General features: G+C 41.5%; 12 protein-coding genes. 8 read left to right on the top strand and 4 right to left on the bottom strand.

The window, feature by feature from the left end; translation table 11 throughout:
- The first annotated feature begins 2 nt into the window (after nucleotides 1-2).
- Together AC3WS5_RS14135 and AC3WS5_RS14130 are read left to right on the top strand one after the other, a co-directional pair.
- Entirely contained in the window at nucleotides 3-3104 is a 3102-nt protein-coding gene (locus AC3WS5_RS14135) for an efflux RND transporter permease subunit (protein ID WP_492468048.1), read from the top strand.
- Nucleotides 3104-3553 carry a DUF2141 domain-containing protein gene (locus tag AC3WS5_RS14130; RefSeq protein WP_492468047.1) on the top strand — a complete coding sequence of 150 codons (450 nt, stop codon included), beginning with the start codon at nucleotides 3104-3106 and terminating at the stop codon, nucleotides 3551-3553. The genes AC3WS5_RS14135 and AC3WS5_RS14130 overlap by 1 nt, the downstream gene beginning before the upstream one ends.
- A 29-nt stretch (nucleotides 3554-3582) precedes the next feature.
- Here the strand turns inward: AC3WS5_RS14130 and AC3WS5_RS14125 are convergent, their stop codons facing one another.
- Together AC3WS5_RS14125 and AC3WS5_RS14120 are read right to left on the bottom strand one after the other, a co-directional pair.
- Nucleotides 3583-3909 carry a type II toxin-antitoxin system PemK/MazF family toxin gene (locus AC3WS5_RS14125; protein WP_492468046.1) on the bottom strand — a complete coding sequence of 109 codons (327 nt, stop codon included), beginning with the start codon at nucleotides 3907-3909 and terminating at the stop codon, nucleotides 3583-3585.
- A complete protein-coding gene (locus tag AC3WS5_RS14120; RefSeq protein WP_492468045.1) occupies nucleotides 3897-4145 on the bottom strand; it encodes an AbrB/MazE/SpoVT family DNA-binding domain-containing protein in 249 nt (82 codons plus the stop codon). Before AC3WS5_RS14120 ends, AC3WS5_RS14125 begins: the two co-directional genes overlap by 13 nt.
- A 261-nt stretch (nucleotides 4146-4406) precedes the next feature.
- Here AC3WS5_RS14120 and AC3WS5_RS14115 point away from each other — a divergent pair, with 261 nt between their 5' ends.
- Nucleotides 4407-5888: an MFS transporter gene (locus tag AC3WS5_RS14115; RefSeq protein ID WP_492468044.1), complete on the top strand. Its 1482-nt coding sequence runs from the start codon at nucleotides 4407-4409 to the stop codon at nucleotides 5886-5888.
- A 149-nt stretch (nucleotides 5889-6037) separates the two neighbouring features.
- On the opposite strand, the gene AC3WS5_RS14110 is transcribed toward AC3WS5_RS14115, so the two are convergent.
- Nucleotides 6038-6616, bottom strand: coding sequence for a YceI family protein (locus AC3WS5_RS14110; RefSeq protein ID WP_492468043.1), 579 nt, complete (start codon nucleotides 6614-6616; stop codon nucleotides 6038-6040).
- A 91-nt stretch (nucleotides 6617-6707) separates the two neighbouring features.
- Nucleotides 6708-8168: an aldehyde dehydrogenase family protein gene (locus tag AC3WS5_RS14105; RefSeq protein WP_492468042.1), complete on the bottom strand. Its 1461-nt coding sequence runs from the start codon at nucleotides 8166-8168 to the stop codon at nucleotides 6708-6710.
- An 835-nt stretch (nucleotides 8169-9003) separates the two neighbouring features.
- Here AC3WS5_RS14105 and AC3WS5_RS14100 point away from each other — a divergent pair.
- The 5 genes from AC3WS5_RS14100 to AC3WS5_RS14080 all read left to right on the top strand — a co-directional run bounded on the left by AC3WS5_RS14100 (nucleotide 9004) and on the right by AC3WS5_RS14080 (nucleotide 13791).
- Nucleotides 9004-10569 carry a peroxiredoxin family protein gene (locus AC3WS5_RS14100; protein WP_492468041.1) on the top strand — a complete coding sequence of 522 codons (1566 nt, stop codon included), beginning with the start codon at nucleotides 9004-9006 and terminating at the stop codon, nucleotides 10567-10569.
- A 12-nt stretch (nucleotides 10570-10581) separates the two neighbouring features.
- A complete protein-coding gene (locus tag AC3WS5_RS14095; protein WP_492468154.1) occupies nucleotides 10582-10899 on the top strand; it encodes a TlpA family protein disulfide reductase in 318 nt (105 codons plus the stop codon).
- A 136-nt stretch (nucleotides 10900-11035) separates the two neighbouring features.
- A complete protein-coding gene (locus AC3WS5_RS14090) occupies nucleotides 11036-12151 on the top strand; it encodes a thioredoxin-like domain-containing protein (protein ID WP_492468040.1) in 1116 nt (371 codons plus the stop codon).
- 86 nt (nucleotides 12152-12237) lie between these two features.
- Entirely contained in the window at nucleotides 12238-13353 is a 1116-nt protein-coding gene (locus AC3WS5_RS14085; RefSeq protein WP_492468039.1) for a thioredoxin-like domain-containing protein, read from the top strand.
- 60 nt (nucleotides 13354-13413) lie between these two features.
- Complete coding sequence (locus AC3WS5_RS14080; RefSeq protein WP_492468038.1) at nucleotides 13414-13791, top strand: hypothetical protein; 378 nt, start codon at nucleotides 13414-13416, stop codon at nucleotides 13789-13791.
- The last annotated feature ends 24 nt before the right edge of the window (nucleotides 13792-13815 follow it).

Genomic DNA, 13815 nt, shown 5'->3' with positions numbered 1-13815 from the left:
GCATGAATATTACCGAGATATCGATCAAACGTCCGTCGCTGATTATCGTGCTCTTCAGCCTGTTCGCGTTGCTGGGCATTATCGGGTACAAAAACCTGAGCTATGAATTAATGCCTGACTTCAACCAGCCCGTGGTTGTTATCAGAACAGTCTATCCGGGTGCGGAACCTAATGAAGTGGAGACTTCCGTCTCGCGGAAGATCGAAGATGCACTTTCAAATTTGGAGGGTGTGGATTACCTGGTTACAAAATCGTTGCCGAATGCGTCGATCATCATCGCCAACTTGAAATACGGGGTGAATCTCGATAAGACGATGCAGGATGCCCAGCGTTATATTGACAATATTCGAAAAGATCTGCCGCAGGATATTCAAAGCCCTGTGATGAGTAAGGTATCCCCTAATGATTTGCCGATCATGTCAGTCAGCGCGACAAGCAACCTGCCAGCGACGGAATTTTACCAGAAAATGAAAGATGATTACCTGCCTCAGATACAGCAGTTAAAAGGCGTGGCAGAGATCACCATCCTGGGAGGAGAAGAGCGAGAGATCCAGGTGAAAGCAGATAAACACAAACTGAAACTTTACAAAGTTTCTTTATATCAGGTGGTGGAAGCGATCAACCGTTCGGGGATTGATTTGCCGGCGGGCAAGGTTCAGACTGACAGAGAAAGCAATTCAGTGAGGTTGGTTGGGAAATACAATAAAATTGAAGACATCGCAAACGTTCAGGTGGCGATGCCTGTTCCGGGAAGTCCGGTATACGTAAAAGATATTGCAACAGTTTTCGATGGCGTGAAGGAGATGAGTTCTGTCAGCCGCTACAACGGAAAAGACGGCATCGGGTTGCTGATCAAGAAGCAGGGTGATGCAAACGCTGTGGATGTTTCAAGGCTGATCCGTGAAAAATTTCAAACTATTGAAAAACAGCAGGCCGGTGCAAATGTAAAGTTTGTCGTAACAGACGACAGTACCGACAACACCATTGCCGCGGTTAATTCAGTGGTGTTTGATCTTATCTTGGCAGTGATCCTGGTGTCGGCGGTCATGCTTTTATTCCTCAGAAGTTTCCGGAATTCATTGATCGTGCTGGTCGCCATTCCAACATCGCTAATCACCGCTTTTGCAGTCATGTGGTTGTTGGGATATACCCTTAACCTGATGACCTTATTAGCCATGAGCTTAATTATTGGTATCCTGGTGGACGATGCCACGGTAGTGTTGGAAAATATCCAGCGCCATCTGGATATGGGTAAAGACAAAAGGAAGGCCGCATTTGAAGGGCGAATGGAGATCGGGTTTTCTGCCATGTCCATTACGCTGGTCGATGTTGTGGTGTTTTTACCGATCTTGTTTTTGCAGGTTTTTGTGGCCGATATGCTCAAACAGTTTTCGGTGGTGGTCATCACGTCCACGCTTACAAGTCTATTGGTTGGGTTTACGCTAACGCCATGGTTGGCGTCGCGTATCGGCAAGAGCGAGGATCTTCAGCCAACAAATTTCTTCAATCGCTTCCTCCTTTGGTTTGGACGTCAGTTGGACAGGTTTATTAATTGGTATGGCAGGACGCTGGATTGGGTGTTACAACATAAACTGATTTTTACGGGAATTGTACTGCTGTTATTTATTGGATTGGTAGCGATGATGAAACAAGGAATTATCGGCAAGGAAATGATTGCAACGGGCGATCAGGGAAAGTTCCGTTTGGAATTGGAGTTTGATAAATCGACGGCAATTGAACAAAATAATTTTGTCTCTGAAAAAATCGAAAAAGACATTCTAAAACTCCCTGAAGTGGAGACATTGTTCAGCAATGTGGGCGGACCAAGCACGGGTGTAGGTAGTCTGGGTGTGGGCGCTGTCAACAAAACCGAGTTTACTGTTCAGTTGAAGTCAAAGAAGGAGATCCACCATTTATCTACCGAAGCATTCATGCGGAGATTGCGGGATGATTTGCAAAAGCGTTATCCTGGTATTAATTTCTCGATGTCGGCATTGGGATTGATCCCACGTACGGCTCCCATTGAAATTACTTTGAGCGGCGGCAGTGTTCAGCAGGTGATGCAAACGGGTGAACGGTTAAGATCGGTCGTTGAGAAGATCCCCGGGGCGGATAATGTGCGGCTTTCCGTAGAGACAGGTAGTCCTGAATTGAAAGTTATTCCTGATAAAGATAAGATGCAGCGATTAGGCTTGAGCACAGCTTATGTTGGCTCGAATCTGCGGACTGCGTTTACGGGGAATGACGACGCTACGCTGACTGAAAAAGGGACGGAGTACCCGGTGCGGGTCTGGTTGGATCATTTCAGTCGGCAAAATGCAGAAGATGTCAGTCAGCTTCATATAGTCAACCCAGCGGGGGTACCGGTTGAAGTGCCGCAATTTGCCTCGATCGAGCGTGATAATTCACCGTCATTATTGGAGCGGAAAGACCGGCAGCCCGCGGTTACACTGACTGCAGAAGCTTTGGGTCGTCCTTCCGGGACAGTAGCCGATGATGTAGTGGCTTATATTAAAGACCATCCTTTGCCTAACGGCATTGAGATGACCTGGGGAAGCGATATCAAACGGCAGAATGATAGTTTTGGCGCATTGGGATCGGTGTTAATGATTTCCTTTTTGTTGATCTACCTGATCATGGTAGCTTTATATGACAGTTATATATATCCGTTTGTGGCCTTATTTGCCATACCTGTTGCGGCCATCGGCGCGTTCCTCGCATTGAATTTATCGCTGAGTCATTTAAGTCTGTTTGCATTGTTGGGGTTGATCATGCTGATGGGACTTGTGACGAAGAATTCCATTCTGATTGTGGACTTCACCAATCAATTAAAAGCGGCTGGAAAACCGTACAGGGAAGCGCTGATCATTGCGGGGAAGGAGCGGATGCGCCCGATCCTGATGACGACACTATCGATGGCGATTGGTATGCTGCCTATTGCACTGGCTTCAGGCACTGCAGCCGAATGGAAGAACGGTTTGGCCTGGGTGATTATTGGAGGTTTGTTGTCTTCACTGGCACTAACTGTTTATTTAGTGCCGATGGTCTATTATGTGGTTGACAGGGCAAAAGAAAAAATCCATCTAAACAAAAAGCAAAAATAATGAAGAAACTATTATTCATACTACCGATGCTGGTTTTCGGTATCGCGCTGAGTTCATTTTCAGGCGATCAGGCTCAGGGGAATGTGCTGGTCGTGAAAGTAGCAAATTTAAGAAACTCAAAAGGAAATGTGCAGTTTGCCCTGTACAACCGGGACGGTTCAATTCCCGATGAGCACTACAAAAAATATTACCGGATCGAAAAGGCTAACATTGTCGACGGTAAATCCGAAGTCATCTTTAAAAATCTGCCAAAGGGACGATATGCGGTGAATGTTTTACACGATGAGAACGGCAATGGCAAGATCGACAAGGGGTTGCTTTTACCTAAAGAGGGGATAGGTTTTTCCAACTATCAGTCGATTGGTATAGCCAACAAACCTAATTTCTCAAAGGCCAGTTTTGAGCTGAACGATGATCGGGAAATGACGGTGAAGGTTGTGTATTTTTGAATGAAAAATAATCCAGCAGTAGTTCGTTCTTAGTCAACAAAGGTTTCTTTGATTATGGCTTTTACGCTCTCAATTTCTTCAGCAGACAATTTTCCGAATATCTTCACTATGCGTTGCCGGTCAATAGTCCTGATCTGATCAACCGCAATCCAGCCTTTTGCCTTTTTGTGTTTTACTTCAACTCTTGTTGGATAAGGTTTTGAGCTGCTTGTCATCGGCGCAACTACGATTGTATTCAGATACCTGTTCATTTCGTTAGGAGACAAAATCACGCAATGTCTTGTCTTTTTCATTTCACTTCCGATTGTAGGGTCAAGATTAACCAGTACAATTTCATACTGACTTACTTGTTCCATTCGTCGAAAAATTCATTTTCAAAAACATCATTAATCAGGAGCGTATCATCGCCCCTTTCGTGCATTTTTTTAAACGCCTTATCCCAATTTTTTCTTGGTTCTGGTTTGGGTTTTAAAATAATTCGCCCTTTCTCCAAAATCAGTTCAATTTTGTCGCCAATGTTATATTTTTCAAGAATGGTTTTTGAGAGGCGAATCCCCTTTGAATTTCCGATATTTATTACTGAAATTTCCATAGTTTATTTGTTGTTACTACAAAGTAGTTACAACAATTGAAATTTTCCAAATAATTCTGCAAAAATAGCATAGTTTGTTTCCCTCCAAAAAGCGCTCGAAAAAATACGAGTGCGAAATAGCTGCGACGTAGGTTCTTAGCTTCATTTTTTAAAAAGTCCATTGATTTTTTGTTTAAATTTGGTAAATCAACGCTATAGATTTAGGCAGGCAAGTTGAATGGGGTTCATGCGCACGCGCTGAAAATATAAATTGTAATACTTATGACACCTTCAAAGACATCTGAAATTAGTGTAAATTACCGTGGTACGGACAAGCTTATCACAGGAATTGTATTGGCTGTTATTACTTTCTGGCTTTTTGCACAAACGACTTTAAACATTGCACCGGCAATGGGGGCTGATTTAAAAATCAGCCATAACTTAAACAATATTGCGGTCAGTATTACCGCTTTATTTTCCGGGATCTTTATTGTCGTCGCCGGTGGATTAGCCGATAGGGTAGGTCGCGTGAAAATAACATATATTGGACTCGCACTGAGTATTGCTGGTTCCCTGCTCATTGCAATATCGCCATCCGGCACTTCTGTTTTTTTAATGGCCGGACGTATTTTGCAGGGGCTTTCAGCGGCGTGTATTATGCCCGCAACACTGGCTTTGATGCAAGCTTATTTTGATGGTAAGGAACGTCAGCGTGCACTCAGTTTTTGGTCTATTGGATCATGGGGCGGTTCAGGACTTAGTGCCTTATTTGGTGGACTGATCGCTTCCACTATTGGATGGCGCTGGATTTTCATTTTTTCTATCATTGTGGCTATAGTCAGCTATTTGCTACTGAGGGGTACACCCGAAAGCAGCGCCAAGGAGCAGCCTACAAGTACGAGATCCTTTGACTGGGCCGGCCTTCTCACTTTTATCATTGCAATGGTAGCACTGAACATTGTGATCGGTCAGGGATCCAGCCTTGGGTGGCTGAGTCCGGCTATATTATCGGGGATAGCGGTTTTTGTCATTTCGGCTATTTTCTTTTTCAGGATCGAGATCCGTAGCCAGGTGAGTTTTATTGACCTGACCATATTTAAAAACAGAACATTCTCAGGGGCTACACTTTCCAACTTTCTGCTCAACGGTGCCGCCGGAACATTGCTGGTGTCCTTAGCGCTTGTACAAAGTGAGGCCGGCCTGTCGTCTTTACAATCGGGTTTAATTACGGTTGGCTATTTAATAGCTATACTAAGTACAATTCGCGTGGGAGAAAAGCTGCTTCAAAAAATGGGACCAAGAAAACCGATGTTGCTTGGCTGTCTCATCACCGGAGTAGGTATTTTATTAACAAGCTTTACCTTTCTGCTGGCGAATGAATACCTTGTTGTCGCATTTATCGGGTTCACTTTGTTTGGGACCGGCCTTGGCTTTTATGCCACGCCCTCTACCGATGCTGCTGTAAGTAATGTCCCGGCTGATAAAGCAGGCTCAGCATCTGGTATATACAAAATGGCATCCTCTTTGGGAGCAGCCTTCGGCGTTGCGATTTCTGCTGCCATCTATTATGGATCCAGCAAGATGAATGGGAATATACGTATGGCAGATATTTTTATGGGCAGAACAGACAATATCAATGTACGGTATGCTGCCGCTCTGGGACTGCTCTTTAACGTTTTTATGGTTGTTGTGGCCATTATTGCGATTTTGGTAACAGTCCCAAAGAGCGTCAATAAGAAAACTTTAAGTACCACGGTCAGTTGAAAAGGAGAGATTATGAAAGTCACTGTCATCAAAGCTTTCAATGATCAATTAGATTGACTTCACATTATACTATTTTCCTGGGTTGCGGGAAAGCTGTTTCATCAGGCGATGACAGCTTTTCATAATAATAGAGTACTAGCCTTTGAATGCTATTGCTCAAAGAATTCCCCGTCTGCCTTTATCATCACATCGGTACTGATATCAAATGGATCCGGGGCTCCGACGTTAAAATCATTGCGATTAAGAATTCCTGTTATCTGGAAGCCGGCCTTATTCTTTTTGAAAGTAGGATCAAACAGGGTCCCTCGATACCACATATTCATTGTAACCTGTTTGGTTACTCCATGCATGGTGAGGTCGCCCGTAATTTTAAACCGGTCTTTCATACCCGTTGTTTTGGTGATGGAAGTTGACTTAAAAGTCATCGTTGGGTATTTAGCCACTTCAAAGAAATTTTTGCTTCTCAGGTCATCATCCCGCATTTTCACTTCAGTATTTATAGATGACACATCAACCGAAAGCGTAAATGCCGCATCACTGAAATCGGGCTTCGTCGTGGTAATCGTTGCATTGAATTTTTCAAATAGTCCGAATATGTCAGAAAAGCCCCGGTGCACTACGGTAAAGGTTAATTTAGAATGCATGGGATCATCTTTCCATGTGGTTTTCTGGCCATAAGAGAAGTTTGCAGCAAGAAGAATTAAAAAGGAAAAAAGGATCTTTTTCATAGCACTAAGTTTTATTTAGTAGTAACGAGATAATATGAAACCGGACAGGTTCACGCTGATAGGATGGTTGCTGATTCATACGCTGCCTATTTTAAAAAGGACGATAATCTCTCTTTTCATGTTGAATGGTTACCCATTGCAAGGTGGAAAATTCTTCGATAATAAATTCTCCATTGAATCTTCCCAGTCCCGATCCTTTTTCGCCACCGAAAGGCGCATTGGGTTCATCGTTGACTGATTGGTCATTTATATGAATCATACCGGTAGTAATCTGACGCGCAATTTCCACTCCTTTTTCAGGGTTAGAAGTATGTAAAGCGCCGCTCAATCCATAATTAAGCTCATTGGCCATGGCCAATACTTCTTCCACCGTTTTGAAAGGAACCAACGGCGCTACCGGCCCAAATATTTCGTCATGCGCAATGGGAAAATCGTTTTTCACATTCGAAAGTACTGTCGGCTCCAAGACATTTCCATTGGCTTTGCCGCCCAACTCAATTTTTGCGCCTCTCGTTACACTGGCATCAACACTTTTTAAAATCCGCTGAACGGCTTTTTCATCAATCAGCGGGCCTACCAAGACTTCAGGATCGGCAGGATTGCCAAATTTTAATTTTTTGACTCTTGCAACAAATTTCTCTTTGAATTCATCATAAATTTTTTCCTGCAAAAGGATGCGGTTGATAGACATGCAGATTTGTCCCTGGTGCAGGAACTTCCCAAAAACAGCGGCCGCTACCGCCTGGTCTATATCGGCATCATCCAAAACAATGAATACATTATTGCCGCCCAATTCCAGGGATGTTTTTTTCAAATGTGAAGCAGCGAGCTTAGCAAGGTTAGTTCCGACCGGCGTTGAGCCTGTAAAGGAGATGAGTTTGGGAATCGGGTGCTCTACAAAAGGATCACCGATCAGTGATGATTTACCCACTACAACATTCAATACGCCCTTGGGTAATCCGGCCTCTTCAAATATTTTCCCGATGATCGTTCCACCAATGATAGGTGTTTCGGAGGCAGGTTTTAAGACTACCGTATTGCCAATAGCCAGGGCTGTGGCAACCGAGCGCAATGAAAGATTGAATGGAAAATTGAACGGACTGATGACGCCAATAACGCCCAAAGGTTTACGATAAACCCGGCTTTCTTTACCGGGAGTAAAGGAATCAAAAATATAGCCATGCTGGCGTGTGGGAAATGAAGCCGACTCACGAACAATGTTGATGCCTATTTGCAGCTCAATTGCTGTTTTTATAATGGTGCTTCCGCATTCCTTTGTCATGATATCGGCTATTTCATCCTTTCGCTGCTCAATGATATTTGCAGCTTTAGTCATGATGTCGCTTCGAGTTTGCGGCAGTGTTTTTCCCCAGGCATCCTGTGCTTTTTTGGCAGCTTTATAAGCCTCGTTCAAATCCTTCAGCCCCGCTGCTTTAAACGTGGCGACAATTGATTTGTCGTAAGGATTGTAATCATCGATGCTGTCGTATTCGCTACCAGGTTTCCAAATACCATCGATAAATTGCTGATTAAGATTTTGATACAAGCCCATAATGTGATTGATTTATTTCAGTTTAAAATGATCAAACTTAAAATGCCATTTTGGCCAATAAGACTATTTCGCTTGAGTTCAAAACTGGCTCCCACATAATCGCGTCTTGCACATTCTTTTGCACCTACTTCATTGTATAAACAAATAATGCGTTACTTTGTTTCGGCTTTTTGCAAATGCCCAAAAACGAAAAATAGGTAATCCAACCATCTAAGCCTCATTATTTTTTTTAATAAACTTGTCAAAAATATTTGATTATCAATGGAATATGGCTCGCATATTGATTTATTGAAAACAGAACTCCAGCGTCATTGGCATGATCCAAATCAACCAGATAATATCCACTTTTCATTAACGGGGGATGGCGGTTCCAACCTGAGCATGCAGACGGACTTACTTTTATCTAAAATAGCTGATAATCAGTTGGTTATAAGACCGTATCTTTTTAAATATCAAATCGGTTCCAATTTAAAAACGGCCGAAACTCAATATCGACAATGCTTTCAAAGAACTAGATGAATTCTAACCACAACACTAATCACTATAAAGTAATTACAAAAAATTGAAATTTCCCCAAATTATTTTCGAAAACATTCGAATCTGTTACCGTCCACTGCAGTTCACGTCGAAATATATGCATCCACAAAATGGTGGTCAGTATCATTGGAATTTATAGATGGTCTCTGAGATGCGAAAGGATAAACTTTTCTTTTGATCCCCTTTCAATATATATCTGTATCTTACACTTTAAGACCCCGATAAAATTATGCAGGCCATGGGAAGGATCATCCTATAACTTATCGATGTTTGCAAAACCAAATTAGCCATATTCAACATGAAGACAAATTATCCAGGATTCATTGTAGCACTGCTTTTTTGCTCTATAGGTGTAGCAGAAGGGCAGGGTGTATTCAGTTATGAACCCTTACATCCGCAGGCCGGAGATACCATCAGGATTTCCTACCTATTGCCAGAGAATTATTTAACGGTTCCCCAGGGTCATGTGGTCAGTTATAGGGGTACGCGTGAATCTATTTCCGAAATCAATCTTGTAAAGAAGGATTCCATTTTCCGCAGCTACATCGCCACAGATTCTTCGATGACTCTGCTCGCCTTTAGCTTTAAAAACGGAGAAGTCCATGACAATAATTCAAACCATGGATTTTTTGTTCCATTATATGACGGAAATAAAGTCAGGGAGAACGCCTATTATAACCAAGCTCGTTTTGTTGATTTTCTTGGAGTTTTCAAGTTTCAACTCAAACCTGACAACAGCCTTATCCTTAAACTTCTGGAATCAGAGGGCGCCCTATATCCACAAAGCCAACGACGCACCGCATCACTCTATCTTCGAACTTTGTACAGAATAAATCAATCCGAAGCCAGGGATTTGGCGGATCAAGAGGCTGCTGAAATTCTCGTGAATCCTGCATTGACAAAAAAGGATTATGAAAATCTCGAAGACATTTACGCCGCAGTTGCTCTCCCCGAAAAGTCGGCGGCATATAAAAAGCTCAGGGCCGAAAAAATACCGTATAATAAGTTTGATCAGGACGACTTGCTGCAAATGCTGAGGCAGGAAAAGAACATCACGGTAAAAGAAGATTGGTTAAAGGAAGTGGAAAATAAATGCTTGGATAAAAATGAAACGGTTCCTTACGACAAGCTGATCATCATGTTAAAAGAAAATATGGCTTCAGCTTATATTGACGCTAAAAACTGGCCTGGATTTGAATCGATCATGAAGACGCTCCCCATTCAAACTCAGTTCCGGATTTATTATGGCAGAGCTGCAAGAAAAGCGATCGAAGATTCTGCTACCTGGGATCTTGCGGCAGCTTTTGCTAAACAAACTGTAATCTTTAGTCGGGAAGAATGGCTCAATCCCCAGGGTGAAGTGCCGAACTTTATGACCCGGAATGAAATGATTCAGAGTAGCAAAGACAATTATGGATTCGCAGCCAGGAGCTACGCAGAGATCCTGATAAAACTGAATCGTTATCCTGAGGCACTTCCCTATGCTAAAGAAGCTGCATATACAGTGAAAGAGGGGAGGGAGGTCGAATATAACAGCCTCTACGCCTCCATTGCTGAAAAAACGCTCACTCCAAAGGAATACATTCCGCAACTTGAGCAGTTTGTAACAGACGGCAGGGAAGACAGCAGTATTGTGATGATTTTAAAGAAAGCTCATATTTTGCAAGGTCACACTACGGCAAAGTCCCTCTCATTCATTGAAAACCTCAGACGAAGCGCACATGATGATTTAGCAAGTAATATTAAAGACCAGATACTCAACAAAGAGTCATTTCCGTTTGAATTGAAAGACCTTGCTGGAAATTCCGTTCAATTGGCAGATTACAAAGGCAAAGTGGTTGTTTTGGATTTTTGGGCCACCTAGTGCGCCCCGTGTATTGCATCGTTTCCAATTATGAACCAGATCGCTGAAAGTTATAAAGAGGACACTTCTGTTGTATTTCTATTTGTCAATTCGCTCCAGACCGGTGGCGACCGTGTCAAGCCTGTCAGAGACTTCATGAAAAGCACGCAGTACGGGTTTAGAGTTCTATTGGATACAGCCGACAAGGTTGCGGATTTATATAACGTAAAAAGCCTGCCCACAAAGATTATTATTGGCAAGGACGGCAAAATAAAATTCAACTCGAAGGGCTTTTACGGAACCGAACTACTCAAAAAAGAATTGCCGGTAATGATTGAACAGGCAAAGTAGTAGCGTTTGGTCAGCCGATGGATTTTGTAAAGTACAAGGAGGCTAAGTGGCGTTAGTGTTGTAATACTGAAGTGATTACCGAGATAACCACGTCTTTCCGTTTACCTTGGTTATTAGGCTTATTAATCGAACCGATATGTTAAAATCCGCGTTGTACCTGCTTATTTTGTTATTAACAGAGTGTACATCTTCAACTCAAGATAGCAATACTGTTATTGCCGGAAGTTTGAGCAACCTCCCGGACGGTGTTTTATATCTCCAAGGAGAAGACTTGACTGCTGTTGACTCAGTCAAAACAATTAATGGCAATTTCAATATTACCCTATCTCCTTCAAAAACGGGCGACAATGTGTATCTCACTTTTAAGCATCGATCAAAGGCTGATAATATAATCAGGCTTTTCAGTTTTAATACAAAGAACAGATACGGAACCGGGACGCTAAATATGGGTGAGGTAATTGTAGGTGATAGCATTACCATGGAGGGAAAGATTACTGAACGATCGCCGGATTTTTTGATAAAACAAGGAATAATAGATGCTCTAATAGATTCAGTTGCTACTGGAAAGCAAACACGAGTAATGCATAATCTAGATTATAACTTTTCGACTCCTTTAATAAGTTCGTTTGCGGTGTATAAGAACTATGTAAAAAAATATCCGTATTCTTTCTACTTACTTCATGAACTTAATAAGTATAAACATGGATATTCAACGGATCAGTTGGGAGAGTTGTTAAAGTTATTTACGCCTAATATTCGGAATAGGAAAGATGCATTAGAAATCGAACAATCCATTTTACTAAGAAAAAACAATAGAAAATCCATCGTCGGTACCAATTTTCTTTCATTTAAAGGAGCCTATGAATCTTGCATTGACAGCACCGCAAAGCTTAATATGATCATATTATGGGCATCCTGGTGCAACCCCTGTATTGCGGAGATACACGACCTTCAGACTGTCTATTCAAAATATGGGCCGAATAAAAACTTTAAGATGGTATCTGTATCTTTGGATAGAAAGAAAAACGACTGGATGACGGCGGTTCAAAAGTATCATATGCCGTGGCGGCAATTATGGGTTCAAAATGATTTGTCAACATACACGAATGACATTTTTCAATTTGACGGAGGCATTCCATATGTACTTTTTGTTGATTACAATGGCACGATATTGCGAAGGTTTACTGGCTTTAATGTGGAGAATCTGAAACGCTATGCTAATACTATTGATGAACTTCTTCATAAAAATTGATCGTGCTTTATGACTATAGTTATCATTCTTAGGATAACCACGCTTTTCCGTTTACTTTGGTTATTAGACTTATTAATTGAACCGATATGTTAAAACCTGCCTTGTACCTACTTATTTTATTATTAACAGGGTGTACATCTTCAACTCAAGATAGCAACACCGTTATCACCGGAAGTTTGGGCAACCTTCCCGACGGTATTTTGTACTTCGTTGGAGAAGACTTGGCTGCTATTGATTCTGTAAAAACAATTAATGGTAATTTCAATATTACCCTATCTCCTTCAAGAACGGGCGACAATGTGTATCTCACCTTTAAGCATCGATCAAAGGCTGATAATATAATTAGGCTTTTCAGTTTTAATACAAAAAACAGATACGGAACTGGGGAGTTAAATATGCGCGAGGTAATAGTAGGTGATAGCATTACCATGGGGGGAAAGATTACTGAACGATCGCCGGATTTTTTGATAAAACAGGGAATAATATCTGCTCTAATAGATTCTGTTGTTATAGGAAAGCAAACACGAGTAATGCATAATTTAGATTATAACTTTTCGACTCCTTTAATAAGTTCCTTTGCGGTGTATGAGAATTTTGTAAAAAAATACCCCTATTCTTTCTACTTACTTCATGAACTTAATAAGTATAAACATGAATATTCAACAGATCAGTTGGGAGAGTTATTAAAATTATTTTTGCCTAATGTTAGGAATAGGAAAGATGCATTAGAAATCGAAAAATCCATTGTACTGAGAAAAAATAATAGAAGAACCATCGTCAATACCAAATTTCTTTCATTTAATGGAGCCTATGAATCTTGCATTGACAGCACAGCAAAACTTAATATGATCATATTGTGGGCATCGTGGTGCAACCCCTGTATTGCAGAGATACACGACCTTCAGGCTGTCTATTCAAAATATGGGCTGAATAAAAACTTTAAGATGGTATCTGTATCTTTGGATAGAAAGAAAAGCGATTGGATGGCGGCAGCTCAAAAATATAATATGCCGTGGCGGCAATTGTGGGTTCAAAATGATTTGTCAACATACGCGAAAGACATTTTTCAATTTGACGGAGGTATTCCATATGTACTTTTTGTTGATTACAAGGGGACGATATTGCGGAGGTTTACTGGCTTTAATGTGGAGAATCTGAAACGCTATACTAATACAATTGATGAACTTCTTTATAAAAATTAATGAGGAGGGCAACCAAACAGACCCTATTCTGTACTTTTATTGAGGATTTAAGACACTAATATGAAGATTTTACCCGTTTTCTTTCTTCTTTTTTTCCCTTTCGTGGACTTGCCGGCTCAGGTGTTCCCGGTGAGTGTCAGTTTACAACTTCGGCTATTGACTGAAGAAAAGTACAGTTTGGTCTTATCCGATGCATATACAGGTATGGATCTGATGGCTCCCACCAAAATCGCTAATTTTGAAAGCCAGATACTTAAATTAGGCCTGACGGAACCAAAGTGGGGAATCCTGAGCCTCAAAACAGAGAGCGATAGTTTACTGGTTTCTTCGGATCCATTTTTAATCACGGACAAACTCACTGAAATAACCGTTGATAATACGGCCGCTGTAAGCTCCCCCGATGTTCGGCCAAAGAAATTAGAGTTATCAATTGTATGAATTGTTAACTTTAAATTTTGAAAA

It is taken from the genome of Niabella sp. CPT15-335-S11 (assembly GCF_058792415.1).
This window is presented reverse-complemented; position numbering and strand designations above follow the sequence as displayed.

Excerpts from the sequence above, each read along its gene's own strand:
- AC3WS5_RS14120 (WP_492468045.1), bottom strand. The coding sequence starts at position 4,145 with ATGGAAATTTCAGTAATAAATATCGGAAATTCAAAGGGGATTCGCCTC.
- AC3WS5_RS14125 (WP_492468046.1), bottom strand. The coding sequence starts at position 3,909 with ATGGAACAAGTAAGTCAGTATGAAATTGTACTGGTTAATCTTGACCCT.
- AC3WS5_RS14090 (WP_492468040.1), top strand. The coding sequence starts at position 11,036 with ATGTTAAAATCCGCGTTGTACCTGCTTATTTTGTTATTAACAGAGTGT.
- AC3WS5_RS14115 (WP_492468044.1), top strand. The coding sequence starts at position 4,407 with ATGACACCTTCAAAGACATCTGAAATTAGTGTAAATTACCGTGGTACG.
- AC3WS5_RS14085 (WP_492468039.1), top strand. The coding sequence starts at position 12,238 with ATGTTAAAACCTGCCTTGTACCTACTTATTTTATTATTAACAGGGTGT.
- AC3WS5_RS14110 (WP_492468043.1), bottom strand. The coding sequence starts at position 6,616 with ATGAAAAAGATCCTTTTTTCCTTTTTAATTCTTCTTGCTGCAAACTTC.
- AC3WS5_RS14130 (WP_492468047.1), top strand. The coding sequence starts at position 3,104 with ATGAAGAAACTATTATTCATACTACCGATGCTGGTTTTCGGTATCGCG.
- AC3WS5_RS14100 (WP_492468041.1), top strand. The coding sequence starts at position 9,004 with ATGAAGACAAATTATCCAGGATTCATTGTAGCACTGCTTTTTTGCTCT.
- AC3WS5_RS14080 (WP_492468038.1), top strand. The coding sequence starts at position 13,414 with ATGAAGATTTTACCCGTTTTCTTTCTTCTTTTTTTCCCTTTCGTGGAC.
- AC3WS5_RS14135 (WP_492468048.1), top strand. The coding sequence starts at position 3 with ATGAATATTACCGAGATATCGATCAAACGTCCGTCGCTGATTATCGTG.
- AC3WS5_RS14105 (WP_492468042.1), bottom strand. The coding sequence starts at position 8,168 with ATGGGCTTGTATCAAAATCTTAATCAGCAATTTATCGATGGTATTTGG.